The sequence below is a fragment of the Legionella massiliensis genome (assembly GCF_000756815.1).
Taxonomy (GTDB): Bacteria; Pseudomonadota; Gammaproteobacteria; order Legionellales; family Legionellaceae; genus Tatlockia; species Tatlockia massiliensis.
In genome coordinates this window covers 497142-524126 of the sequence record NZ_CCVW01000002.1, presented here as the reverse complement: position 1 = coordinate 524126, position 26985 = coordinate 497142, and the positions used below count along the sequence as shown (strand labels likewise).

Here is a 26985-nt window from a genome sequence, read left to right as displayed (position 1 = left end):
ATTAATGAGTCTGCATCTGTCCTAACATGAATGGGTATTGATAGCGACAACGTTTGAAAGAATGATAAACATATTGCGGATCATGCGAAAAACTGTAATGGGTCGCATCATAAGCACAACAAGGCAGCCGGCTCATAAAACAGCCCCGTTTGGCATGCCAGGTAAAACCAGACTCACTAGGCGACAAGGTTCTTCCATCAAAGCAAACATAACTCGGACGCTCGGTCTTATCACCAACAATACAACCCTGGGCAAAGAGCAAAGAGGGTAGAAAAAACAACAAAAGATAATAGCACTTGGTCACACTTTGCTCCTTCATTATTGTAAAAGGTCACCGCCATCCCGAATTCCCGCGGCTTGACCACGGGATCTATAGGCTCAGGGTGAAGAGCTTCTAACCACTAGATCCCGCGGTCAAGCCGCGGGAATTCAATACTGGAGCAGGGCTGACCTTTTACTCATTATTTCGGTGACTTTGAATGATGTACTATACAACTTATATGAATTCCTTCCATTTTCAAACTTTTTTTGCCTTGTAAGAAATAAATAATGAGAACCCTCCTTATTTACAACATTGAATCCCTGAGGCCTCGACCTACAGATATCTACACAAGTGACTGTAATAGACGCACGTCATCCAGAGCGCAGCGAAGGATCTCCGGGATTAGCACGGTGCCTCATTCAGGAGATCCTTCGCTACGCTCTGGATGACCTAATGTTGAGACAAGGAGGGACATTTGTGTAGATACCTATGGGCATCGACCTCGGGGTCTATTTTTATCCCAAATAAAATTCTTTTCGCAAAAAAAAGAATCAAAATTAAGGTAGACTTAAGAAATAAAGATTAAACTTAGTTTATAAAAGATATTCGGAGCAATAAATGGCTGACTTGAATGAAGTATTAGCAAAAATTTTAAATGATGAAAAAGGTGCATTATCAACGGTTAAAAATAGAAATGCTGTAATAATTGCTTTGAATGCTATTCTTGAAGCTGGTTATGGTGAAGAAGATTCAAACCAGCAATTCAGACAGGCAGTAATTAATCATAAGAAACTCTTTAATCCGTTAATAAAGGTTGTGAGTCCCAGAAGCGCTGTCAAAATTGCTGATGATGCTGATCCTACAGACGACGATTTTTTGACTGAAGAGGATGGTTGGGGCGAGGGTTTTAAGGAGCTAACTCAAGCAGCAGCCAAACAAAGAGTATTACTTGCTTTACAAGATGCAACTAAGGATCAACTTGAAGAGTTTATTAAGCAACATGCAATTGGCGCGAAAGAAGCTCGTCTAGCGCTTTTTAATGCCAATGGTGAAAGTATTTTTGGTGAACCTCCAGTCAGAATACCCAGCTGGAATCCTAATAAAGGTTCGATATTTAAGGCTGGGGATCTTGAAGAAATTCAAATAGAAGTTCAACGCCGATTATTGATTAAAAAAATTGAAGAATATAATAATCCTGATGCTCAAGTCGTAATGCGTAGCTTACTCAATTGTAAAAATCAGACAGACTTTCAAGTAATAGTCAAAAAGCTATTTGGCCCCGCCCCAGATACCAATATTACTGACACTATGCAATTTAAGGATATATTACCGCGTGGCCCTCTCTTAGTGATTAATAAAAATTCTGTAACAGATGTCGCTGCGAGGAAGGCTGTTATCTTAGGGTTGGACACACTGACTGACGAGGAAGTGCTCGAAGATGGCTTGGATATTTTAAACGCAGATGATGATGACTTTGGAGATGAGCTTAAAGATTTGGATGTTTTCAGCACGGGACATCTGGCTGATCTTCCTCTGAAATTCCTGGCTGATTCCGATATAAGTGCTGTCAAAGGCATACTCGGAACACGTTTTTTGCTCCTCAATGCGAAAAAGTTATTTGCTGATAGTATTGGTGAAATGGAAGCAGTTGCCATTGCTGATACCCCAGACTTAGCAGAGGTGGCTCTAGATGCAATAGCGACGACTTTAGAGATAGAAGGTGACTATACTGAGCATGTAGCTAAAGCTTCGCTTCCAACAATCCGCCAAGCTTTTGCAACACAAGCACTCAGTATGAAAATTGCGCTCTGTGATGATGTTGGAACTTTGGATGCCTTAATTGATATAACCACTGTTGATGAGCTAAAAAATATTCTAGCGACTAATAGCAAGTTGGGTTACAAAGATAAACCCAAATTTTTAGAAGCTTTCACAGCTTCAACTGACCTAAATGCAGTGATCGCGGCTGCTCATATTAGCAAAAATATAGCAGTTACAGATAAACCTGAAAATTTAAGAGCGTTAATTGAATTTAGCAACTCTGAGACTGATGCGTTTCAAAAGAAATATCATCAACTATTTTCTGCTCCAGATATCACAGTTCAACTTAAGGGCGCGATTAATGGGTTCCTTGATAAAGACAATATTCATCTAGTTCGTGAGCAAGCATTATTAGCCTATGCAAAAACCGAATTAAGAACATTGGAAGACGATGATCTTATGGACTTAATTAATGCTACTACTATGGATGATGTAGAGGATAGTACGGAGGTTTTATTCGGTTCAGACATCGCTAAGGATTTAGTTGGTGACCCTAACGAGCGTGTTTCTAAAGCATTCAGAACCTATGCTGCAATCGAAATGGTTATCAGAGACGCACAGCAGCCTAATCAGGATCTATCAGCAACAACTGGTACTGCTGGGTATGATGTATTACTAGCCAAGATCAATACTTTTGCCTTTAATGATCCACAATTTCAAGATTTGTTAGGCAATCCTGATTTCCCTGCTCAAGAAAAAGCTAGGCTTCAAACCATTCTAGTAGAGTCTTTAATCAAAAATTATACGCAAGATAGGCTAACACCCCCCGATGCCGCTAAGTTGACTACCTTAGCCAAAGAGACTGATCTAGACAAATTCAAGCAACTATTAACTGAGAAGTTTGATGTGACCAATGTTGATTGGGTTACTAAAGAATCGATGGAGCAGATACAAAAAAGCGCTTGTACCCGGGCTATTCAGCTTAGTGCAAACCATCCCCTGCATTTTGGCAAGGGTGCTCATCCAGAACTATTTGATTTAATCGCTCAATTACCATTGGAAAAACAACGCGCCCTATTGGATAAGCCAGCAGCACTAACTGCCTTAGCTGCGGCGAGTACAGAAGCAGAAATCGAAGAGGTATTGGGAGAAAACCATAAGGTTGCTAAAGGCTATATCAGAGCTGTTGCCGCTGAAAATGAAAATTTACTGAATATTGCTAAAGTTGCCAACAGCAAAATTGCTGAAATTTTGGCGAACTTTCAACCTCCACTAGAAGTGACAACAGATATAGTAAAAGACATTAATAATATCTTACTCGCTCAACCAGCTCCTACTTATCTCGTTGCAATGCAGGATATAACCGCATTGTTTGAGTTAGACTCAGACCCAGAGAGCGAGCTTTTTGAGCAATTTGGGTTGGAAGACGATGGGAGTGATGTCAAGACACCAAATCCACCTATAGTAACAGCTATAACCGAACAGCAGACACGTAATCAATACCTGTTTGCTGAATACCGCAAGCCAGCTACAACCCCTGAGGATAAAGAAATTATTCTGGCCTTGGCTGCTTTAAGTAAAAATAAGGTATTCCCTGCGATTCAAATCTTCGAAGATGATCCGAACAAGGGAATTGTTACTGATATCAAAAACTGCAAAACCTTGGCTAGCTTTCTTAAATTAGTCAATGCTCCTCCTCCTGATGGCAGAGGCTATAAAGACGTTTTTGATCCTCCACTGGGAAAACAATTAACGCCACAATCTTTTGACTACCTTAAAGCGCAAGCAAGATTAGCGGCCTTTTTGAGTCCCGAACATTATGAAGATGCGCTTGAGGCTCAAAAGGAAGAGACTAAGTTAATAAAACAGCAATTCCAAGATAAAGTACTGGATGATGATGCCCGCGAAAGGTTAAGGCGCATAGCTGGGCTAAAACCAATTTATTGGTTTAACCCTGCCTTCCAGGCTCATGCAAAACAAAACGCAATAGCAATGGGTCCCGAATTACGTGTACTTGCTAAACAATGCGATGCTTATGTAACTTATCTGACAAATCAGCTAAGTGAGATTGAAGCTCATTATTATGGCTTACCTTCAGAACAACAAATCAAGCAAAATCCAGCGGCTTCAGCAGCGGAGCGAAGAAATATGCTCATTGCAGTTACACAACGAGCAAACGAATTAAGAAACTTATACCGGAGTATAAGCGCAGAGCTTGCTGACTATGAACGTTTACAGCGTGTTTTCAACGGTGTACCTAATGCAGATAACACAGTACATCCATTAATAAGACAAGGTCTCATAAAAACCCTAGATCAGGCCGCTGCAGGTAAATCGGATATTCGGTTATTGAATTTTAATACCTACTCGGTTCCCTGTGATAACTCTACAAAAGCTGCACACATGGCTGCTAGCTGGGGGGGGGAAGCCAGACTGGCAGATGATCCTGAGGACAGAACTTCTCTTTCGTCTGATGGATCCTTAGACGATTTTGATATTGTACCAGCAATTCCAGAAGGGAAATTCCGGGAACATACCGTGCTCTACCAAGGTAGCGCTCCCACGCCGGTCAAAGGGCTTTATATTGAGGAACGCGCCTCTAAAAACCTGGCTGCACAGATTAAACCTGATGGGACAGTGACCTACGAACCATCGATAAAATTAACTGTAACTAAATTTCCAGCGCAACATCAGGCAAGGATGTATTTTGCAATGGCGATGGCAAGCCAGATGCTGGCTAACCTGAGAGGTGCGCCTACTCAAGAAAACCCTATTAGGCTGCGTAGTAACGATCCAGTCCAAGCGAGATATTTATGGACTGCACTAATGATACTCGGCGAATCAGATAAAAATATGAAATTTGACCACAAGCAAATTAAGGTGACTTGCGCTCAGTTTGATCCTAAATCTGAGTTTGGCATAGGTGGTCTTCGTTGGGGTGGCGATGCTCTCTATCATAAATTTAAAGAGAATCCTGAGTTGAGTGCAATGTTAAAAGGTGTGCAGGAAGTCAATGAGAAAAAGTTCTCGAAAGACACGCTACAAGAACGAGCACAAGCAAGGCAAGATACCACCGAGTTAACAAAGGCTCTCAAACAGAATATGCTTTTGATCACCGAGAAGAACAAAGAGCAGGAAGATACGCATGGTGTGACCTTAGGTGGCCCGGGAGGACCTAAATAGCGGATTGCGAGAGGTCGCTCTAGTGATAATTATAAAGAAAATAGGGACATGATGGACAAGAATAATCTGCCAATAGGTGTTTTCGATTCGGGAATGGGGGGCTTGACAGTGCTGCGCGCACTAAAAACAACCCTCCCGAATGAGTCATTTATATATTTAGGGGATACTGCTCGTTTACCCTACGGAACAAAAAGTCCTGATACCATACAGCTCTATGCAGTACAAATGGCACGGCTTCTGGTAGAGAGACAAATAAAAGCCCTGGTCATCGCCTGTAATACCGCGACTACAGCAGCCTTGCCTCATCTGCAGGCCATGCTTCCTGATATACCTGTTCTTGGCGTGGTAATTCCTGGTGCATCTGCGGTCGTTGCTGCAACAAAAAATAACCGAATTATTGTATTGGCAACAGAAACAACCATTGCTTCGAATGCCTATCAGCATTTAATTAGCCAGTCTCTACCCCAAGCGACTATCAATGCCCGTGCCTGTAGTGTTTTAGTAGCTTTGGCCGAAGAGGGCATGGTGTCAAACACAGTTGCTCGAGAAGCCTTGAGGCATTACCTTTCTGATTTTAGTGAAGAAGATACCCTGCTTTTAGGCTGTACCCATTTCCCAGTTTTTAAATCCTTATTAACCACGCTGTTACCTGCCGGAGTGACCGTAGTCGATTCCGCAGAGGCAACTGCGAAAGCCTTGCATAAGGTGCTTAGCGACACGAATTTGCTAAGTAGTGAACAGCAAAAAGCTAAAATCAACTACTTAGTTACTGATTCGGTCAAACGTTTTCAAGCCGTTGGCGAGATATTTTTAGGCGAAGCCTTGCAGGCTGAGCAGATCGAGCTTGTTGATGCTAAGCCGAGTGCTTAAGTGCTTATCCCTATTTTGGCTCTTTATTTTCCCTTCTCCCTATACAAGGGGAGAAGGTGCCCGAAGGGCGGATGAGGGGCAAACACATTACTCAACCTCAATACGTTTTTTACGCGCAGACTGATAGCGTGCCTGCATTTCAACATCAATATAGCGATCGGTTGTCGCACTGGAGCTATGGCCGGCATCATCGCGGACATGTTCCCGTGGACGAATTTTCACATCTTCAGAAATTCCTGTATGCCTCAACCAATGCACAGTTGCCGCGGTCAGATTATCCGCTTCTTCAGTCAGTCCCTGGCGACGTAATTGTTCAGCTGCCTGATCAAAGCAAAATTGAACAATACGGCGAAGCGGTGCCGTATCACTCATTGGGCCTGTACCTCGGATTCTGGGAATCAGAGGTGAATTATCAGAAGGCGCTGGTAAAGGGGGCAAGCCTAGAAAGCTACGCCAGCGTACTAGACTATCAAGCATAGCCTCGCTTACGGCAATTTGTCGCTCTTTATTGCCTTTGCCAACGGTTGTAAACCACCAATGCCCATTAGAATCTTTGGCGAAATCGTTCATAGTTGGAATCCAACGCTCACTGGCTGCAAGCTCTGAAATTCTTAGATACATGCCAAAAAGCATACTCAAAATAAAGCGAGTACGCTCATGTTTGTCCGGGTTTTCTTGTGCTAAGTGCTCGGCAGTATCCAGAACAGTAGCCCATTGCTGCAAACTAAGGCGTCTGATAGGTGCATTTTGTTGCCGTTTCCGAACAAATTTACTTTTTTGACGGATTAAGGCCACCGGATTAGATACAAGATATTCTTCAGCAATCAGAAAATTAAAAAAGGTGCTGAGAATTGCAAAAATTTCCTGTATCGCACCCTGCGATAAACTGAATTGCTCAATGGACGCTTGAGAACCCTGTTTTCTTGATGCCTTAGAAATAGTTACAACGAAAGGGCGCCAGTCCTCATTAGGCAGGCGGAGCCCTTCTTTTTCAATAAATCGAGGTACCTTCTTTAGGCTAATCCAGGTTTGTGGCGGATTTTGGCAAAAGCGAACGTATTGCTCAATATGTTCTCGTTTAAGCTCATTGAGCCTTATCTTTTTTATTTGCCAACACCATTGTAACAAGCGCTCAGCTTCGCGCCGGTAAGAGTTGAATGTACCCAAGCTACCTGTATAACTCTTGAGAAAATTGAGACTATAAAAAAAATCCTGATAACAATTTGGATCAGGTAATACCACGTTATCTAAATTTTTATGTAGATGATCAAGGCTGTCGAAGAGCGGTAAAAGCTTGGCTTTCATAGAAAAATTGCACAAATAATTAAACTTTAATGCTATCTTAAACAGCTTCCTGCCGTAAATAAAAATAATTTAAAAGAATTATTGACCTCGACATCTGCACCGAGTATCATTCCGGCTCTGTCCTTGGGACGGGTTGAAAACGGGGTGTAGCGCAGTCTGGTAGCGCGCCTGCTTTGGGAGCAGGATGTCGGGAGTTCGAATCTCTCCACCCCGACCAATTTTTTATGCGCCCGTAGCTCATCTGGATAGAGCATCGGCCTTCTAAGCCGAGGGTAGCAGGTTCGAATCCTGCCGGGCGTGCCAGCCTTAAGCAGATTCCGCAATCTTTATAAAAGATGAGTATAATGGTGAGCGTAGCTCAGTTGGTAGAGCCCCGGGTTGTGATCCCGGTTGTCGTGGGTTCGAGTCCCATCGTTCACCCCAGACCCCTAAATTGGTCGATAAGCTAAAGATTCATCCTGAGTCTTTACAAGATAGACATACTGTTTGATAATTCCACCCTGTTTGCGAAAGTGGCGGAACTGGTAGACGCGCTGGATTTAGGTTCCAGTGGGGTAACCCGTGAGAGTTCGAGTCTCTCCTTTCGCACCATACTTTGACAAATATCCAAGAGGTGACTAGATGCAAGTTTCTGTAGAGACCTTGAAAGGTTTGGAACGTAAAGTAACAGTTTCGGTACCTACCGAAAAAGTAGAGGAAGAAGTGAGCCTGCGTCTCAGAAATCTTGCTCGAAAGGTAAAAGTTGACGGTTTTCGCCCGGGCAAAGTTCCTATGCATGTTGTAAAAAACCGTTATTCAGATAGCGTTCGCGAAGAGGTCGCCAGAGAAATGGTGCAATCAACTTTGTTCGAAGCGCTGCAAAAAAATGAGTTGGTCCCCGCAGGTTCACCAACTGTTGAACCTACCCAGGTTGAATCAGGTAAAGATTTTATCTATACCGCTGTTTTCGAAATATTTCCAACCTTTGACATTGTTGAATTAAACCAGGATGAAATTGAAGTTGTTCGTGCTGAAGTTAAAGACGAAGATATCAATGAAATGCTTGAAAAATTACGCGAGCAAAATAAAGAATGGCATGAAGTTTCTCGTGCAGTTGCTAAAGATGACAAGGTTGTTATCGATTTTGAAGGGTTCTTAGGTGAAGAAGCTTTTGAAGGTGGTGCTGCGAAAGGTTATGAAATTGCTCTTGGTTCTGGCTCAATGATTCCAGGCTTTGAAGATGGTATTGTAGGTGCTGAAAAAGAGAAGCCCTTCGAAATCAAAGTTACCTTCCCTGCAGACTATGGTCACAAAGAATTGGCAGGAAAGGACGCGACGTTTAAGATCACCGTACATAAAATAATGGAAGGCAAATTACCTGCACTGGATGATGCCTTTGCTGAGCAATTTAATATCAAAGATGGCGGTATTGAAGGCCTGAGAAAGGATATTAAAGAAAATATGGTTCGAGAGCTTGAGCGACGAGTCTCAGCGATGAATCGTGAAAAAATCTTCGACAAATTAATGGCAATCAACGTATTTGATTTACCAATGGCTCTGATCGATAAAGAAATCGAACACCTTAAGCATGAAATGTATCATCGTCTCTTTGGTCATGAGCACTCTGATAATGAGCAAATTCCTGATTTCCCACGAGCTCTCTTCGAGGAACAGGCAAAACGACGTGTTCATCTGGGCTTATTGTTCTCTGAATACGTGAAAAAACATGAATTAGTAGCTGATAAAGAACGTGTTAATGCAATGATAGAGAAATTTGCTATGGCTTACGAAAATCCTGATGAGCTGCGTGCTTGGTACCAGGGTAGCAAAGAGCGATTAGCAGAAATCGAAGCGTTGGTTACTGAAGAGATGGTTGCCGAAAAGATTAGTGAAAATGCTAAACTTATAGAGAAAGCCAAAAACTATAATGATGTTATGAACCCCACGAAGGAAAGTGAGACTAAAGGAGAGTAAATATGTCGGGTTATTCAGAAAACTTGATTAGAAATGCCAGTGGCCTTGTGCCAATGGTTGTCGAGCAGACCTCTAGAGGGGAACGATCTTACGATATTTACTCAAGGCTTTTGAAAGAACGCATTATCTTTCTTTTGGGTGAAGTTGAAGATCATATGGCTAATCTGGTTGTTGCCCAGTTGTTGTTTCTTGAGTCAGAAAATCCAGAGAAGGATATTTCTCTCTACATCAATTCGCCAGGCGGCGTAGTGACAGCTGGTCTAGCTATCTATGATACGATGCAATTCATCAAGCCAGATGTCAGTACTCTTTGTATTGGTCAGGCAGCTAGTGCTGCTGCACTTTTGCTTTGCGCTGGCGCTGAGGGTAAGCGGTTTTGTTTACCTAATTCGCGAGTGATGATTCATCAGCCTTTGGGTGGTTATAGAGGACAAGCTACTGACATAGAAATTCACGCACGTGAAACTTTAGCTGTACGTGAACGATTAAACAGTATTATGGCTAAGCACACTAAGAAAACGCCAGATCAAATAATGCGTGATACTGAGCGTGATAATTTCATGAGTGCCTCACAGGCCTGTGAATACGGTCTAATCGATAAAGTTCTATACGATCGTGAAGCTATGGCAGTAGCGGAGTGATAAGAAATGCCAGTTTATTCGTTTGCTCGAATTAACTGGCATTTTTGCTGGCGTTATTTTTTCGATTGTCTAAAATTTTACTATGCCCTTAACGAATGGATTTTGGGGATTTTAGGCGATAGCATAAAAACCTAAAATTCATTCGTAAGGGTATAAGATTACCTGATTGGGCTAGGTAACAGTAAGAAAGGGGTTTGTAGATGAGTAAAACCGACGATAGTGATAAGGTTTTATATTGTTCTTTTTGTGGTAAAAGTCAGCACGAAGTAAAAAAACTGATAGCAGGACCATCTGTTTTCGTTTGTGATGAATGTGTAGAACTTTGCAATGATATTATCCGCGAAGAAACTCAGGATGCGCCTGAGGAAGCAGAGGCGAACTTACCTACGCCTAAAGAAATATCAAATTTCCTTGATGAGTATGTGATTGGGCAGCCCCATGCGAAGAAAGTGCTGTCTGTAGCAGTTTATAACCATTACAAACGGCTATATCACAAAACAGAAGATGGTATTGAGTTAGGCAAAAGTAACATTCTTTTAATCGGCCCAACAGGAAGCGGTAAGACTTTGCTTGCGCAGACTTTAGCGCGTTTATTAAACGTTCCCTTTACCATGGCTGATGCAACAACTCTGACAGAAGCTGGTTATGTTGGTGAGGACGTTGAAAACATAATCCAAAAATTGTTACAGAAATGTGATTATGATGTAGAGAAAGCCCAGCAGGGTATCGTTTATATCGATGAAATCGATAAAATTTCGCGCAAATCTGATAATCCGTCAATTACTCGAGATGTTTCCGGTGAAGGTGTACAACAAGCCTTATTGAAATTAATCGAGGGTACGATTGCATCAGTACCACCACAAGGTGGGCGGAAACACCCACAACAAGAGTTTCTGCAAGTTGATACCTCAAATATCCTATTTATCTGCGGTGGCGCCTTCGCTGGACTTGATAAAGTGATCCGTGAGCGTAGCGATAAGTCTGGAATTGGTTTCGCGGCTCAGTTGAAAAACCAAAAAGCTGGGAAGGATACAGAAAAGGTTCTTGAGGCGCTTGAGTCTGAAGACTTAGTAAAATATGGCTTGATACCTGAGTTTGTAGGCCGCTTACCTGTAGTAGCAACCTTGCAAGAATTAGATGAATCAGCATTAGTGGATATTCTCACAAGACCTAAAAATGCGCTTACCAAGCAATTCCATGCCTTATTTAAAATGGAGAATGTTGAGCTCGAATTTAGGGATGACGCATTGGGCATGATTGCTAAAAAGGCGTTGGAGAGAAAAATTGGTGCGCGTGGTTTACGTGCCATACTTGAAAATATACTTTTAGACACCATGTATGAATTACCTTCTATGGAAGGTGTAAAGAAAGTAGTAATTGATGAAAGTGTTATTAATAGCACTGGAAAGCCAATCCTTATCTATGAAGGTGAGGAAGGTAAACAATCTGCTGCAGGTGGAAGAGAATAATAATATGTCTGAGCACTACTGTAGATTATGCGGATTATAGCTACGGTAGGGCCGCCCAGGTTTTCTGTTTGTTCTTAATTTAGGGGCAAACAAATCTAAAGAGCTGTTGACATTTGGTTCTGTCACTAAATGCCAACAGATCTAGAGGACAAGGCAATAGGTTAGGAGGATATGCCTAAATCCAAGTCCTAAAAGGCTGTATGTTATTTCTCATAAGATTATCGTTTGAATAAGGGCTCATTATGTCTAGCGAAAGCGAAAATGAAATCATGCCGTCTGAATCTGAAAATGAAGAGTTATCACCATTACCAGTATTGCCTCTCCGGGATGTTGTAGTCTACCCACATATGGTTATCCCTTTATTTGTCGGACGTGATAAATCCATTAAGGCTCTAGAAGCCTCTATGGTTGATAACAAAAGGATTTTTCTTGTTGCACAACGAAAATCCTCAAATGACGATCCAAGCCCTGAAGATGTTTTTACAGTTGGTACTATTTCAAGTGTTCTGCAGTTATTAAAACTGCCAGACGGTACTGTCAAAGTACTCGTTGAAGGTGAGCAGCGCGCTAAGGTTACAGCTTATACTCTGGAAAGTGGATTCTTAGAGGCATCTCTTGAACCAATTGAGGAAGTCAGCGATCTTTTAAAAGATCAGGAAATAGAGATTTTAATGCGTTCATTGATGTCCCAATTTGAACAATACATCAAGTTAAATAAAAAAATCCCTCCTGAAGTTCTCAGTTCTTTAGCTAGCATTGAAGAACCTGGCCGACTGGCAGATACAATTGCTGCCCACCTAAGCTTAAAAGTTGATGATAAGCAGGAATTACTAGAAACGGTCGATGTTGGAACACGTCTCGAGCGTTTAATGGCCGCGATTGAAGGCGAAATTGATTTGCTGCATGTTGAAAAGCGGGTTCGTGGTCGAGTTAAGCGGCAAATGGAAAAAAGCCAGCGCGAATACTATCTTAATGAGCAGATCAAAGCGATTCAAAAAGAACTCGGCGAGATGGGCGAAGAGGGTAATGAAATTGAGCAACTTGAAGCATCCATTAATAAAGCAGGAATGCCTAAAGAAGCAAAAGAAAAATCGCTTTCTGAGTTACATAAACTGAAAATGATGTCTCCCATGTCAGCAGAGGCAACTGTTATACGCAATTATCTGGATTGGATGTTGAGTGTGCCTTGGAAGAGGAAGAATAAAATTCAATTTGATTTGCGCAAGGCAGAGAAATTGCTTGATAAAGAGCATTATGGTCTTGAAAAAGTTAAAGAACGAATTATCGAATATCTGGCTGTGCAACAACGGGTAAAACGCTTAAAAGGTCCTATATTATGTCTAGTCGGACCACCTGGGGTGGGTAAAACATCCTTAGGGCAATCAATTGCAAATGCAACTGGAAGAACCTTTATCCGTATCGCTTTAGGTGGTGTGCGTGATGAGGCAGAAATCAGAGGTCATCGACGTACCTATATTGGCTCTATGCCCGGTAAGATTATTCAAAAATTATGTAAGGCTGGTGTTAAAAATCCGCTTATCATGCTCGATGAGGTTGATAAGATGGCTATGGATTTTCGCGGTGATCCTGCCTCTGCCTTACTTGAGGTTCTCGACCCTGAACAAAACCACACCTTTAACGACCATTACTTGGAAGTAGATTATGATCTGAGTGATGTGATGTTCATAGCAACAGCGAACTCCTTAGAGATTCCTGCTCCCTTACTTGATCGTATGGAAGTAATTCGCCTTGCTGGTTATACCGAGGATGAGAAAATTCATATTGCAGAGAGTTATCTGGTTGATAAGCAGTTGGTGCTGAATGGCCTTAAACCAGACGAGATTAATATTGGCGAAAGCGCAATTCGCGAAATAGTCCGACATTACACTCGAGAAGCTGGCGTACGTAATCTCGAGCGGGATATTGCTTCCATTTGCCGCAAAGTGGTTAAAGAAATCCTTACTGGCAAGCGAGTGAAAAAAGTGACTGTTTCCCGCACGAATATTGAAAAATATCTCGGTGTAAAAAAATTCCGTTATGGACTAGCAGAAGAATTTGACCAAGTAGGGCAGGTAACCGGTCTTGCTTGGACAAGCGTTGGCGGGGAATTGCTTACAATTGAAGCGTCAATGATGGCTGGGAAAGGTAAAACTACTCATACCGGTCAGCTTGGTGAAGTAATGCAGGAATCCATCCAGGCAGCAATGACTGTGGTGAGAAGTCGAGCCAAGAGTTTTGGCGTAGCAGATGATTTTTACGACAAAAGTGATTTTCACATCCATGTTCCTGAAGGCGCTACCCCAAAAGATGGCCCCAGTGCGGGGATAGGTATGTGTACGGCACTAGTTTCAGTTGTTACACAGATACCAGTAAGGGCAGATGTAGCAATGACCGGTGAGATAACGCTACGTGGCCAGGTTCTCCCTATAGGTGGTTTGAAGGAAAAACTACTGGCAGCACATCGTGGTGGAATCAAGCACGTTATAATCCCTGAGGAGAATAGGAAAGATCTTGAAGAGATTCCGGATAATGTTTTACGGAAACTGGCGATTCATCCCGTGAAGACGATTGAACAGGTTTTAGAACTGGCTTTGCAACGCAATCCAATCCTAAATGCACCTGAGCAAGCTCCGCAAGAGATCATTTCTGCTAAAAGTTCTAAAAAAAGTAAAAATAAAGATTTACATGCCCATTAATACCGGGTATATTTCACTCCGTTGCCCGCTGCTGGTGGGTGATGCAGGGATGTGACTGCTTGACTGAAGTTGATGATTTTGATTTAATCGGCTCGGGTAACGGAAGAAATAACAGATAGGGGAAAAGATGAATAAGAGTGAATTGATTGATGCAATTGCAAGTGGTTCTGGCGTAACTAAAGCAGACGCTAGTCGAGTTCTTGATACTTTTATGATTACTGTTACTGATGCTTTAAGAAGTGGCGATCAAGTTGTACTACCTGGTTTCGGTTCTTTCTCCACCGGCAATCGTTCTGCACGTACTGGTAGAAACCCACAGACTGGCGCAAAAATTGAGATTAAAGCTTCTAGAGTTGCTAAATTTAAAGCTGGTAAGTCTTTAAAAGAAGCTGTACAAGAAGCATAGTTTTCTGGGTGCTTAGCTCAGCTGGGAGAGCATCGCCCTTACAAGGCGAGGGTCGCAGGTTCGATCCCTGCAGCACCCACCAAGAAAAGGAGTGGTAGTTCAGTTGGTCAGAATACCGGCCTGTCACGCCGGGGGTCGCGGGTTCGAGCCCCGTCCACTCCGCCAAGATAAACGCGCCGAAGGGCGCGTTTTTTTTATAAGCCTCGTTTAATCTAAAAAACGCAGTTGAACCGTCGAGAGAGAGGCTAATCTGCTGATTCAACAGCGTTTTTTAGATTAAAATATATTTCTTGCGAATATTACCAAATATGGAACTTCGAACATGTTGCAGAAGCTGAACGAACGCATACAAGGTCTTGTAGCCTGGATAGTCATTATTCTTATTGCGATGACTTTTACTTTATTTGGGGTGGACTACTATATGCAGTCTCGCCAGGCATCTGATGCTGAAGTTGATGTCAATGGACAAGCGATTAGTAAGCAATCTTTTGAAGTCAATTACAGACGAGCGCGGCAACAGCGCGATTCCTCTGAAATAACGGCTGCAAGTGAACAAGCGTTAAAGAAGCAAGTATTGACCGATATGATAAATAATGAAGTCAGTATGCAAGCAGCACGAGCTGCAGGGTTTGAGGTTAGTCTTGAACAGGCAAATAATGCAATCCTCAATATCCCCCAATTTCAGCAAGATGGCCATTTTTCTCCTGAACGTTATCAACAAGCCTTAAGTGGCGCTATGTTTACCCCTGAATCATTTCAAAATGAAGTAAGACAAGGTATGTTGCTAAATCAGCAACGTTTTGCCTTTATGGGGTCCGCCTTTGCCTTACCTGGAGAAATAAAGCGCTTTGTTAAGCTCTATATGCAAACTAGGGATTACGACTATTTGGAAATTCCTGCCTCTAACTTTATCAAAGAGAGCCAAGTTTCTGATGAGGCTATTAATAACTATTACCAGGGACACCAAAAAGAATTTTTAGCACCAGAGAAGGTTAGTATTGACTATGTTCGTTTATCGACCCAGCAATTAAAAAACAAGATTGCGGTTAGTTCTGAAGATGTAAAACAATATTACGAGGAAAACGAGAGTAGTTTTCTTACACCAGCACAATGGCAGGTAGCACATATTCTTTTTGCGGTGCCTGAGGATGCAAGCGATGAAGCAAGAAAGCAGATTCAGCAAAATGCTGATGATACTTATCAGGCACTCCAAGATGATCCTGCAAAATTTGATGAATTATTAAAAACAAAAACAGATGATAAGTTGTCGCTTGCGAGTAATGGAGTTCTTCCTTGGCTGGTTGCTGGTCAGTCTGGCTTTGATAAGACACTTGCAGAGTTAACTACGCCAGGACAGATTTCACCACCAGTTCAGTCGAAGCTTGGTTATGAAATATTTAAGTTAGTTGCCTACAAGCCCGCTGTTCTTAAACCCTTCGATCAAGTGCAGCAAGAGATAAAAGAACAACTATTGGCTGAGCGAACTCAAACACAGTATGCTCAGGCTCTAGAACAGTTAGGTGATTTGAGCTATCAAAGTCCTGATTCGCTGAGTCCTGTTGCAGATACCTTAAAACTGCCTGTTGAACAATCTGAGCTTTTTTCACGCCAAGGCGGTGACTCTGACCTAACAAAAAATAAACAGATCATTAATGCTGCTTTTAGCCACGATGTGTTGGCGCTGGGTAACAATAGTGAGCCTGTTCAACTTGATAATGACAGCGTAATTGTATTGCGGGTTAACAAGCATGTCCCGACAGCTGAGAAACCCTTGGCAGAGGTAAAGGATTATATTGCTAATAAACTGGCTATGCAGGGCGCTGAGAAGAAAGCTCAGGCTGTGGGTATGGAACTTTTATCTAACAAGGAAGATGAAAGCCAACAAGAAAAACTGATGCAAGAGAATCAACTGCAATGGCATGAAGTGGAAAAAGCGACTCGTGATACAGATAAGACAGATTCTGCTATCAATGATCTAGCTTTTAGCTTACCGCGAGAAAATAGTCGAGATGGACATAGTTTAAGCAATGGAAACTATGTTATAGTTCGCCTCAAAAAAATTAATGATGGGCAATATAAGAGCCTTGATAAAGAGCAACAAGCAAGTTTGACCCAGCAAATTGAGAGTAGCAATGGAGTAATGGATTACGATTTATATATCAATGACCTGGTGTCTAAGGCAAAAATTACTAAAAATTAGATGTAAGGAGATGTAATGCCAGCAAAATTTACTAATAACCAAAGAGCGCGTCTGCAGATGCAGCTGCAAAGAGATTTTGAGCAATTAGCTGCTGAAAAAACTCCACCTCATGAGATTTATGACAAATTAGTTACTCGCGTGCAATATAATCTGAGCGATCCTAGTAGTGCTCTCTATGACCTCCCTTTTGAAGAACAGCAAAAAGTTTTTGCTACTCTAAACACCTTTTTCCAGGCATGCCCTCAATTCCTGAATATGAAAAAAACGGATACTCAGATACTTTTTATTATAAAATTTACACCAATACTTGAAAGAGACTTTTACCGTTATAATAGCTATCGTTATTGTCCCTCTGATGATGCGCTCTTTACTTGGCTGATGCTTGATACCTTGATGCTTCATTCACTTCACCATCATGGTGGATATGGTAGCAGTATTTATCACGGTGTAAGTTCTAGCTCTTCTAGCACTGATGGAGAGGCCTGGGCTCTTCTTCTGTTAGTTGCTTTGGCTGCCTTGGCGATTGCTGCTGCCTTTATTGCTATGTACTATTTGTTCAGCCAGTTTTTGGATGATATGGAACGTTTTTGGCATAATGAGGGTTGGATTCAGGCTGCCGTTTCAATGATGGCTGCAGCAGCAAGTGGCTGTGCTGTTGGCTTATTAACCTTTTTCCTCCTAGAAGCTCCTATTATCTCTTTAGCTATAGCAGCTGGTGTGAGCAACCCTGCTGGTATGGTAATTTTAGCCGTAGTTTGTTTGACTATTATTGGCGCTGGTTTAGGTTGTTTTATTACCAACAAAATTCAAGAATATGCGATAAGAAAGGCTAATCCAGATGCTATTGATGTCTATGATGCCCATCGTTATGAACTGACTGATTCTGAGCGGGAAGATTTGGAAGCTAAGGGCATAGATCCTGAGAAGGTACTCTCTGCAATGATTGCTATTCGCCAAACCATGGGCAAAGAGCAGTTACCTTCATTATTAGGTCGTGTATTCACTTCAGGCGGTAGAGAAAAGCAAGAGCTTTTAGATAAAATCCGCCAGTTACGGAAGGGTGAGTTTGATGAAGGAAGCTTTGGTATTATGGAAGTGAATGTTCCTGCAAATGTGGCTAATGAAACAGAAGCTTATACCCTCCGATTTGATTTAAGAAAAGAGCTTCAAGTTCAGTACGTCTTTGAGCAGCCGCCGTTAGAACAACAGCAGCAATACCATTCACCGCAGCAGCCGTTTGGTCAGCACCAACAATACCATTCACCGCAGCAACCGTTTGGTTCAGAGCAACAATACCATCAACCACAGCAGCCCTACTATCCACAGCCGCTACTTGACCCGAGTCATGAGCAATCTGATCATGCCTATCATCAACCAACTGGCCAAATATATCCAGATACTCTTCCGTTTTCGTCTGGGCTCCAACCAACGCAACCACTGTCACCCTTCGAGTTCCCATCTCCTATAGGTATGTCGGTTGTACATCAGCCTCAGTATCCGGCGCCTCAGGGTTATTATTATGTGCCGCATTCTAATTTGATTCCGGAACCGTCTGCACCGTATTTCGATCCTCATGCACAACAAGGTTATCCTACACATACATTCTAATATCAGAATGATCTTAATCATCTCTGAATACCGCACTGTATGTGTGGTATCCAGAGATGGTCTTAAAAAATATTCGCTCCCTATCATATAAAGCGCTATTTTTAGCGCATCATTCACTAAAATAATGTTTCAGAGTTTCATATACTGAACTAAGTAGTATTTCCTCAGCATCATTTTCGCCTAAACAGTAGGTATAGTTTGACAGCCCTTTCTACTATGTCACCCGGAGCAAATTTGCACCAGGAAAGAATTTCTAATTGACAGCTCCTCATCCACCCTACGAGCAGCTTGTCTCCTGAGGGGTGAAGGGAAAAAGAGGGTTTATTGTTTCACTTATTTAAGGAAAAGGTGCTAGTAGGGCGGATGAGGATTTCTAAATCTGGTTTCCTTTTGAGCACTGCCATTATTTTAAATTGGTTATATGAAATACTAATAATCATTATGAATACAAAATAGTGATGGCAATATGAAATCCCTGTAATATCTGCGGTTCTGTGCAGAATTATTGCAAAAATAATAAGAATTGATATAAAAGGACTCGCACTTGTTGATAAAAGTATTTGTTTATAAATAGCCTGAGGTAAGCATGAAATATACAACCAAGGTAAATACCCTGACGGCAATTGTGGAGCTTTTTCCCGAACTTTATAAGGATACTACGATTAGAGATAGGCTTGTTGCCTTGCGGATAAATTCTGACCTAATGGAAATTATTGGTAATCCTAAAAACTCTAGGTTGTTGAGTAGTATCCAGGATGCTGCAACGGCTAGGTTTATGGTATTCAATGATGGACTAAATCGAATCGAAATGGATATTTATAATGTTCTTAATGATTGCTATTCCCTGACTATCGCACGGCAAATAGCAAAGTCGGCAAAAAAAGCTTTTGAATTTGAAATAACCCTTGGGCAATTTAAAACTGGACTTGAAGATTTAAAGAGCAAAATTTTTCTTTCCTCTGAAGCCGAGATATCTAGTCTTGGACTCTCGCCGCCAATCTAACAAACGTAGCCTTGATGCAGCGTAATCAAGGTTTCCTACAGACTATTCGGTGAATAGGGCGTGAATGCTGCGGGACTTATTACAAGTTATTGGTTATGAAGTATTGTTGATGTTTTTTATTTTGGAGAGAAGGAAAACCTTGACTACACTACGTGCATCAAGGCTACATGTTTTTAGGGGTAGAATCGTGTGCGAGGGAGGCTCTTACCCCTAAACAATTTCTATTAGACTAAGTCTGACATTGCTACTGCATGGTAGCCGGCATCGACGTGAACGACTTCTGCGGTGATGCCAGAGGCTAGATCTGAGCAGAGGAAGGCTGCGGTATTACCAACTTCTTCGGCAGTAACATTGCGTTTTAACGGCGTTGTATTGGCATAAGCGCTCTGCATTTTACGGAAATCTTTAATGCCTGCGGCGGCCAGTGTTTTAATCGGACCTGCCGAAATAGCATTGACTCTAATTCCGCGTGGACCCATGCTGGCAGCAAGATAGCGTACAGAGGCTTCAAGACTAGCCTTGGCTATACCCATCACATTGTAATTGGGCACGGCTTTTTCTGCGCCATAGTAGCTCAGAGTTAAAATTGAGCCTTGTGTATCCTGCATTAGCGGAAGGGCTGCCTTTGCCAGACCAACTAGGCTGTAGGCGCTGATGTCATGGGCAATATGGAAACCTTCACGAGTAGAGCAATCGACAAAATCACCGCTAATCTGATCGGCAGGAGCAAAGGCGACAGAATGAATAAGAATATCTAATTTATTCCAATGAGCGCCTAAATGCTCAAATACAGCCTGAATGTCCTGGTCTGACGCGACATCGCAGGGGAAGGTCAGGCTAGAATTAAATTCTGCTGCCATCGTTTCTACGCGGCTTTGTAATTTTTCATTTTGATAGGTGAAGGCTAATTCTGCGCCCTGTTCATGGAAGGCTTTGGCAATACCGTACGCAATCGAACGATTAGATGCCAGTCCTATAATTAATGCTTTTTTACCGTTTAAAAATCCCACTTGAATCTCCTTTAACCGTTTTTATGCGTTGCGATTAACTCACGCATTTTTGCTTGGATCATATCAATAGCAATGCGATTTTCCCCACCACGTGGAACAATAATATCTGCATAGCGACTTGATGGCTCGATAAACTGTAAGTACATCGGTCTAACAGTGGTTTCATATTGATGGACAACGGATTCAAAAGAGCGATGACGCTCCACAACATCTCGTTTTAGGCGGCGTGTTAGGCAGATATCCAAAGGAGTAGACATAAAAATACGAGTATCCATTAGCTCACGCAAAGGTTTATCAGTGAAGAGCAGAATGCCTTCCAGGACAATAATTGCATGCTGGCCAATGCGACGGGTTTCTGGTAAACGAATGTGTTTGGAATGCGAGTAGATCGGGATTTCAACAGTCTCTCCCTGCTGTAATTTGCGTAAATGCTCGCAAAGTAAAGCGTGATCAAAGGCATCGGGATGGTCGTAGTTGATCTTTTCGCGCTCAGCAAAGGGCAAATGGCTGTTATCTTTGTAATAGGCATCTTCCGAGATGACAGCGACTTGATCGGAACCTAGCTCATTGACGATAGTATTGGCTAGAAGACTTTTACCGGAAGCGGATGGGCCGGAAATCCCAATGATGATTGCTTTTTTGCTCATGACGATAACATTCAAAAATTTGTGCAAATATTAAGGCTTTATAAGGATAAATTCAATTTTTTTCGTAATTATCGAACTTTTCCACTAAAGCCCAAATGGGGTGAATTTACTCTTCCTTTTGCCGTTTTAGAAGCACATAGACTGCACCTGCACCGCCATCTCGGTTTAACGCGCTATGAAAGGCTAAAACCTGTGGAAACTGAGGTAACCAATGAGCAACTAAATTTTTCAGAACAGGAGCCTCCCCCTTGTGGCTACCCTTGCCATGGATAACTAAAAGGCAACGATGAGCCAAGCTAGTCTGTTGTTGCAGGAAATTAACCAGCGATTGGCGCGCTGCATCTGGTCTTAGACCATGTAAATCCAGGCGTGCCTGCCAAGGAATAAGGCCGTTCTTAAGCTCGCGTAGCCGCTTATTGGGGATAGATTGACTGCAATAGGACAAAATGCTATTCGTTTGCACTTCCTCGGTATAGTAATCTGAGAGATAAATCTCATGAGTAGGGGGGACTTTAGTCTGGTTTTCACGTCGTGCCCTTCTAATAGGTGCGGTTTTTGGACTTGGTAAGTCGGCTTTTTTGCTTTTAGTCAGGGGTTTGACACCAGTCATCATTTGGCGAAATAGGGATTTATCTTCATCAGACAAAGAATCATCGGACATACAAGTGGTTGTTATAAAGCGTGAATATTTCCAAGTATAACGCATTTATACCGATAAATTGTGCCGATCTTGATGTTACTTGAGTATAAATTGTGGTAATTATGTGCTTAGCGTAAAAAAATAAACATTATTCAAGGTTTCTATGACAGTCTCTTATGCTTCAGCAACAGCTGAATTCGAAACAATTCTCGATTTTCTTCGTTTTGGTATCTCTAAGGCTAAGGCTTCAGATTTATATTATGGCCATGGTACTGATAATGCCTGGGATGATATTTTCGCCTTGGTTTTAGGCTGCCTCTCCTTAGCCCATGATTGTGATCCGATGTTTTATCAGGCACGCCTGAGTCCAGAAGAGAAGCTAACGCTGGCTAACAAGCTCAGCCGGCGTATTATTGATAAAATTCCCGTACCTTATCTCACTAATGAAGCTTATTTTTGCGATCTGGCTTTTTATGTTGATGAGCGGGTTTTAATTCCTCGTTCGCCGCTTGCTGAGCTGATTCAGCAACAGTTTGCACCCTGGATAGAAGCTGATAAGGTTGAGCGAGTACTAGACCTTTGCACTGGCAGCGCCTGTATTGCTATTGCTTGTAGTCATGCTTTTCCAGAGGCATTAGTCGATGCAGTGGATATTTCTCCTGAGGCTTTGGAAGTCGCTGCGATTAATCGTGAGCGCTATTGTTTAGAGGAAACTTTGACGCTTATCGAATCAGATTGTTGGCAAAAGGTTCCTAAAGTTCGTTATGATTTAATTGTTTCAAATCCTCCCTATGTGGGACATGAGGAAATGCAAACCCTGCCGCAAGAATATCTTCATGAGCCCAATCTAGCCTTGGAAACAGCGAATAATGGTTTGGCGATTGTTGAAAAAATTCTTGCAAACGCCCATGATTATCTAACTGAAGAGGGTATTTTAGTGGTTGAGGTAGGGAATAGCGACGAAGCCTTGCAAGAGGCTTATCCGCAGGTTCCCTTTACCTGGCTTGACTTTGAATATGGTGGTCATGGGGTATTTTTACTGACTCGGCAACAATTGCAAGCGCATTTTGCGCCCAAAGGTAATTAGATGAGTGGCAACAGCTTTGGAAAATTATTTAGTGTAACGACCTTCGGTGAAAGCCATGGGGTTGCGCTGGGTTGTATCGTTGATGGTTGTCCACCCGGTTTAGCGCTTTCGGCTGAGGATATCCAACCCTTTCTCGACAAACGTAAGCCTGGGCAATCGAAATATACGACGCAAAGGCGTGAAGAGGATAAGGTTGAAATCCTTTCTGGTGTATTTGAAGGCTTAACCACGGGAACTCCAATTGCTTTATTAATTCGCAATGCTGATCAGCGTTCTAGCGATTATGAAGCGATTAAAGATATTTTTCGTCCGGGTCATGCAGATTTTACTTATCATCATAAGTACGGTATTCGTGATTACCGCGGTGGTGGACGCTCATCAGCGCGGGAGACCGCAGCGAGAGTTGCAGCCGGAGCGGTAGCCCGTCTTTATTTGCAACGGATTGTCGGCATTGAAATCCTTGGCTATTTACAGCAGATGGGAACGCTTGCACTGGATTTTATTGATGAAGGGGAAATTAACAATAACCCCTTTTTCTGTCCTAATAACCACCAGGTACAGGCTCTGGCTGATTATATTGATAATCTAAGACGCCAGGGGGATTCTGTAGGGGCGCGAGTAACAGTTGTGGCGAGCGGGGTGCCAATAGGCCTTGGCGATCCTGTTTTTGATAAGCTGGATGCGACCCTAGCTTATGCCATGATGTCGATTAATGCAGTAAAAGGTGTTGAAATTGGTGCAGGCTTTGCTGCAGTAAGTCAGCAGGGCAGTGAGCATCGTGATGAAATAAGCAAGCAAGGTTTCCTTAGCAATAACGCGGGCGGGGTTTTAGGTGGAATTTCAACTGGTCAGCCCCTGATTGTTTCCATGGCTTTAAAACCAACCTCAAGTATTGTTAAACCAGGGAAGACAATCAATATTCAAGGGGAAGAAACGACTGTTGTGACCAAAGGTCGCCATGATCCCTGTGTTGGCCTGCGCGCAGTACCTATTGCTGAAGCAATGATGGCTTTGGTGTTGATGGATCATTATTTGCGGGATAAAGCGCAGAACAAATAAAATACTAAGTGATATTTAAAAATACAGATTTATCTGTATTTTTAAGGTATCTTTAGTAATAGGTCACCCCGCGGGAATTCGATACTGGGGCGGAGCTGACCTATTACTATCTTTATACTAAAGAACGCCAGTTATCTATAACTGAGATTAAAGAACATAGAGGTTATAAATGAATAGACGATTAAATATTGCCATTGTGGGAGCAACTGGCGCCGTTGGGGAAACCTTACTCACTGTGTTAGAAGAACGAGATTTTCCAGTAGATAAACTTTATCCACTCGCCAGCCATCGTTCTGCAGGTAAGACGGTAACCTTCAATAAGACTGAATTAGAAGTGCTCGATTTAGCGACCTTTGATTTTAGTCAGGTTGATATCGCTCTATTTTCGGCTGGTGGTTCTGTATCAAAAGAGTTTGCCCCCAAAGCAGCAGAGGCAGGCTGTGTAGTAGTGGATAATACTTCTTATTTTCGTAATGAGAAGGATATTCCCCTTGTAGTGCCTGAGGTGAATCCGCAGCGTATCGCTGACTATAAAAATCGTGGGATTATTGCTAATCCCAATTGCTCAACAATTCAAATGGTTGTTGCCTTGAAGCCCTTGCATGACGCAGTAGGTATTCATCGTATCAATGTTGTTACCTATCAGGCAGTTTCAGGTACTGGCAAAAAAGCAGTTTCTGAATTGATTAATCAAACTGCTGAATTACTCAATGGTCGACCAGCTTTGCATTCTGTTTATCCTCATCAAATTGCCTTTAATGTGTTGCCACATATTGATGAATTTCTAGAAAATGGCTATACCCGCGAAGAAATGAAGATGGTTTGGGAAACCAAGAAAATTATGGAGGATGACTCAATTCTGGTAAACCCAACGACAGTACGTGTTCCTGTGCTCTATGGTCATTCAGAGGCAATCCATCTTGAATTAAAGGCTCCCCTTAGTGTTGCGGATGCACGTAAATTACTGGCCAAAGCGCCTGGTGTTAAATTGGTCGATAACCCTGAAAAATTGCAATATCCAACACCAATAACCCATGCAATTGGTCGTGATGAGGTCTTTGTTGGTCGTATAAGACAAGATATTTCTCATCCTAATGGTTTAAATTTGTGGGTTGTTGCAGACAATATTCGCAAAGGGGCAGCGACAAATGCTGTACAGATTGCCGAAATCCTGCAACGCGATTATTTATAACATATAATTGACAATATGAGCAAAAAAAGAGGCATAATTGAGATCGATTCATCAACCCGGCCACCGAAAAGGCAGCGGGGGGAGTCTTATTTAGTTGATGAAACCTTCCAGATGGAAATGGATCGGCGCGAGAAGGAACAAAAAGGCCATAGCCAATATGCCAAGGTCAATGCCGTTGAACATCAGGAGCCTTTGCAATCAGCGCCAGAGGGGGAGTTGCAGAATAATATTAAGCAACATCCCGATCTGGACAGTCAGCTCAATGATGGCGCGGCCCCGAATGAGAGTCGCGAGCCGGATTTAAATACTGAAGCTCGTACTGAGTATGACAATGCTAAGCGAGAGCAGAATTTAGAGCTCCAGAAGAGATTAGGTCTTGCGCCCAAAATGGGCTCAGCACCGGAGCCTAAGCCGCCCTAGGATCGATAAATGACTATAGCCGATGATATTATTAGTCGCAGAATGCCAGATTTTGACCATTATCTACGTCAGGGAGAATCCTTAGACGATATTGATGACTATGGCTTCACGCCCTTAATTGAATGTGCAATAACAAGACAAATACAGATTGCCGAACAATTACTGATAAGAGGTGCCGATGTAAACAAAGCCGATGTGACTATGCGTACACCGCTACATTGGGCTGTGGATAATAATGAGTTGGAATTGGCGCGTCTATATCTGAATCACGGCGCCGACCCTAATGCCTATACCAAAACGGGTTTTTCACCACTGGTTTATCCTGTATTACGCGGACAGGACAATCTCAAACATTTACTTTATCAATATGGTGCCAAATTGGATTTTGCTCTTGATTTTATCAATGGCAAATTACTAGGGCATCGTTATGAGTTGAAAGGTTATGCCGACATTATCAATGGCAAGGGTGAATTTGTTGAGCTTGATTATGAAGGGTTTATCCTGGAATTTACGGTTGCTGTGGTCAATGATTCATTAAGGCGTTTCATCAGTAGCTATTCAACACGGCATTTACGCGGGCATTTTCCCTTCTTACATACGGTGATGGATGCCTTTGCCGTCGCTTCGGAATTGATCAGGCTGCAGCATCAACCCATATTGACTGATCATCATAAGCAAATGATAGGGCATTTGCTTAGAACTGATATGTTAGTGCTACCTGCGGCAAGCCGTGGCCATGCGATGGGCTTTGTACGTTATAAACAATGGTGGGCGAAAATAGACAGAGGTGAAAATAGTCTTAGCGAGGGTTCGGTGAATATTTACCGAATCACTCGTCCGGAAGCGATCGATGTTAAATTTATGCTGCAATTCCTCTACAAGAAACAAAGCCGCCGATTTTTTCATCAGCTTATTAATCAGCAATTAGGATTAATACCGGTTTTGCAATTGCCTGTTAAGTCGCAAATTACTGGAAACTGTTCTTGGGCTAATATCCAGGCAATAATTCCAGCAGCTTATGCCCTGCAACAATTGGCAGATATTTCTGTAAGTGATTTTAATCCCAATACGGCCATGGAGCTCTATGAAACCTGGGTTGAATGGGATAAGGATCGTGCTCTTGATGAATGTATTCATCGCTTTTATTTGGCAACTCCAAGCCGAAAGGCAAGTTTTGCTGCAATGCTTGGTGCCGTGCTTTTTCAGGCCTGTGATTATAGTAATTCCCATCATGTTGAGCGCGCGGAGAAGATTTTAACGGTTTTGACCCTGCCCGAGTATTATTATATTTTGCAATCCTATCTTGATGCTTATTGTGTGCGGCGCTTAACTCGTAGAGGAAATAACTTATTGAAGCTGCTTGATGACTGCGGGGTTAATCCAAATATTGGCGTGACAGCGATAGCGACTGGTTTGAAAGAGACTGAGTGAGTCTTGAGTTGTCTGCAACCTCTCATCCTTCACTGCACTCAAATCCATATTTTCACTACATACCTTTTGAACGGATAAGGGCTAAATTTATACTACCTTCTCCCCAGTGGGGAGAAGGTGGCGCGAAGCGACGGATGAGGGG

The 26985-nt window shown here is 42.4% G+C and carries 20 protein-coding genes and 6 tRNA genes; 21 read left to right on the top strand and 5 right to left on the bottom strand.

Annotated elements, in window-relative coordinates; all coding sequences use genetic code 11:
• Window position 1 precedes the first annotated feature (1 nt).
• Window positions 2-304, bottom strand: coding sequence for a hypothetical protein (locus tag BN1094_RS09395; protein WP_245614282.1), 303 nt, complete (start codon window positions 302-304; stop codon window positions 2-4).
• Window positions 305-880: 576 nt separating this feature from the next.
• Between BN1094_RS09395 and BN1094_RS09390 the strand changes: the two genes are divergently transcribed.
• Both BN1094_RS09390 and murI read left to right on the top strand, forming a co-directional pair.
• A complete protein-coding gene (locus tag BN1094_RS09390) occupies window positions 881-5206 on the top strand; it encodes a hypothetical protein (RefSeq protein ID WP_043874158.1) in 4326 nt (1441 codons plus the stop codon).
• A 51-nt stretch (window positions 5207-5257) separates the two neighbouring features.
• Window positions 5258-6076: a glutamate racemase gene (murI, locus tag BN1094_RS09385; RefSeq protein ID WP_043874589.1), complete on the top strand. Its 819-nt coding sequence runs from the start codon at window positions 5258-5260 to the stop codon at window positions 6074-6076.
• 87 nt (window positions 6077-6163) lie between these two features.
• Here murI and BN1094_RS09380 read toward each other — a convergent pair whose 3' ends face one another.
• Entirely contained in the window at window positions 6164-7381 is a 1218-nt protein-coding gene (locus BN1094_RS09380) for a tyrosine-type recombinase/integrase (protein ID WP_043874157.1), read from the bottom strand.
• Between the two features lie 140 nt (window positions 7382-7521).
• Here BN1094_RS09380 and BN1094_RS09375 point away from each other — a divergent pair.
• The 14 genes from BN1094_RS09375 (at window position 7522) to BN1094_RS09310 (ending at window position 19357) form a co-directional block, all read left to right on the top strand.
• Window positions 7522-7598 (top strand) — tRNA-Pro (locus BN1094_RS09375).
• A gap of 9 nt (window positions 7599-7607) precedes the next feature.
• Window positions 7608-7684 (top strand) — tRNA-Arg (locus BN1094_RS09370).
• A 44-nt stretch (window positions 7685-7728) separates the two neighbouring features.
• Window positions 7729-7804 (top strand) — tRNA-His (locus BN1094_RS09365).
• A gap of 83 nt (window positions 7805-7887) precedes the next feature.
• Window positions 7888-7972, top strand: a tRNA-Leu gene (locus BN1094_RS09360).
• A gap of 30 nt (window positions 7973-8002) precedes the next feature.
• Window positions 8003-9334 (top strand): trigger factor, encoded by a 1332-nt coding sequence (gene tig, locus BN1094_RS09355; RefSeq protein ID WP_043874156.1) that lies wholly within the window; start codon window positions 8003-8005, stop codon window positions 9332-9334.
• A 2-nt stretch (window positions 9335-9336) separates the two neighbouring features.
• Window positions 9337-9975 carry an ATP-dependent Clp endopeptidase proteolytic subunit ClpP gene (gene clpP / locus BN1094_RS09350; protein ID WP_043874155.1) on the top strand — a complete coding sequence of 213 codons (639 nt, stop codon included), beginning with the start codon at window positions 9337-9339 and terminating at the stop codon, window positions 9973-9975.
• A 200-nt stretch (window positions 9976-10175) separates the two neighbouring features.
• Window positions 10176-11444 (top strand): ATP-dependent Clp protease ATP-binding subunit ClpX, encoded by a 1269-nt coding sequence (gene clpX, locus BN1094_RS09345; RefSeq protein WP_043874154.1) that lies wholly within the window; start codon window positions 10176-10178, stop codon window positions 11442-11444.
• Window positions 11445-11713: 269 nt separating this feature from the next.
• Window positions 11714-14140: an endopeptidase La gene (lon, locus tag BN1094_RS09340; protein WP_342666478.1), complete on the top strand. Its 2427-nt coding sequence runs from the start codon at window positions 11714-11716 to the stop codon at window positions 14138-14140.
• A 127-nt stretch (window positions 14141-14267) separates the two neighbouring features.
• Complete coding sequence (locus BN1094_RS09335; protein ID WP_043874152.1) at window positions 14268-14546, top strand: HU family DNA-binding protein; 279 nt, start codon at window positions 14268-14270, stop codon at window positions 14544-14546.
• 6 nt (window positions 14547-14552) lie between these two features.
• Window positions 14553-14628, top strand: a tRNA-Val gene (locus BN1094_RS09330).
• A 6-nt stretch (window positions 14629-14634) separates the two neighbouring features.
• Window positions 14635-14711 (top strand) — tRNA-Asp (locus BN1094_RS09325).
• A 157-nt stretch (window positions 14712-14868) separates the two neighbouring features.
• Window positions 14869-16746, top strand: coding sequence for a SurA N-terminal domain-containing protein (locus tag BN1094_RS09320; RefSeq protein ID WP_043874151.1), 1878 nt, complete (start codon window positions 14869-14871; stop codon window positions 16744-16746).
• A gap of 15 nt (window positions 16747-16761) precedes the next feature.
• Window positions 16762-18354: a hypothetical protein gene (locus BN1094_RS09315; RefSeq protein WP_043874150.1), complete on the top strand. Its 1593-nt coding sequence runs from the start codon at window positions 16762-16764 to the stop codon at window positions 18352-18354.
• A gap of 586 nt (window positions 18355-18940) precedes the next feature.
• On the top strand, window positions 18941-19357 hold the full coding sequence (locus tag BN1094_RS09310) for a hypothetical protein (RefSeq protein ID WP_043874149.1): 417 nt from the start codon (window positions 18941-18943) through the stop codon (window positions 19355-19357).
• Between the two features lie 224 nt (window positions 19358-19581).
• Here the strand turns inward: BN1094_RS09310 and BN1094_RS09305 are convergent, their stop codons facing one another.
• The 3 genes from BN1094_RS09305 to BN1094_RS09295 all read right to left on the bottom strand — a co-directional run bounded on the left by BN1094_RS09305 (window position 19582) and on the right by BN1094_RS09295 (window position 21720).
• Entirely contained in the window at window positions 19582-20367 is a 786-nt protein-coding gene (locus tag BN1094_RS09305) for an enoyl-ACP reductase FabI (protein ID WP_043874148.1), read from the bottom strand.
• A gap of 11 nt (window positions 20368-20378) precedes the next feature.
• Window positions 20379-21014 carry a uridine kinase gene (gene udk / locus BN1094_RS09300; RefSeq protein ID WP_043874147.1) on the bottom strand — a complete coding sequence of 212 codons (636 nt, stop codon included), beginning with the start codon at window positions 21012-21014 and terminating at the stop codon, window positions 20379-20381.
• Between the two features lie 106 nt (window positions 21015-21120).
• A complete protein-coding gene (locus tag BN1094_RS09295) occupies window positions 21121-21720 on the bottom strand; it encodes a Smr/MutS family protein (RefSeq protein WP_245614280.1) in 600 nt (199 codons plus the stop codon).
• Window positions 21721-21817: 97 nt separating this feature from the next.
• Between BN1094_RS09295 and prmB the strand changes: the two genes are divergently transcribed.
• The 5 genes from prmB (at window position 21818) to ankH (ending at window position 26843) form a co-directional block, all read left to right on the top strand.
• Window positions 21818-22741 (top strand): 50S ribosomal protein L3 N(5)-glutamine methyltransferase, encoded by a 924-nt coding sequence (gene prmB, locus BN1094_RS09290; RefSeq protein WP_043874145.1) that lies wholly within the window; start codon window positions 21818-21820, stop codon window positions 22739-22741.
• Window positions 22742-23800: a chorismate synthase gene (gene aroC / locus BN1094_RS09285; protein WP_043874144.1), complete on the top strand. Its 1059-nt coding sequence runs from the start codon at window positions 22742-22744 to the stop codon at window positions 23798-23800.
• A 169-nt stretch (window positions 23801-23969) separates the two neighbouring features.
• Entirely contained in the window at window positions 23970-24992 is a 1023-nt protein-coding gene (locus BN1094_RS09280) for an aspartate-semialdehyde dehydrogenase (protein WP_043874143.1), read from the top strand.
• A gap of 15 nt (window positions 24993-25007) precedes the next feature.
• A complete protein-coding gene (locus tag BN1094_RS09275; protein WP_052403221.1) occupies window positions 25008-25412 on the top strand; it encodes a hypothetical protein in 405 nt (134 codons plus the stop codon).
• 9 nt (window positions 25413-25421) lie between these two features.
• The gene (gene ankH / locus BN1094_RS09270; RefSeq protein ID WP_043874142.1) at window positions 25422-26843 is read left to right on the top strand and encodes a Dot/Icm T4SS effector AnkH/LegA3; all 1422 of its coding nucleotides are present in this window, start codon (window positions 25422-25424) and stop codon (window positions 26841-26843) included.
• Window positions 26844-26985 lie beyond the last annotated feature (142 nt).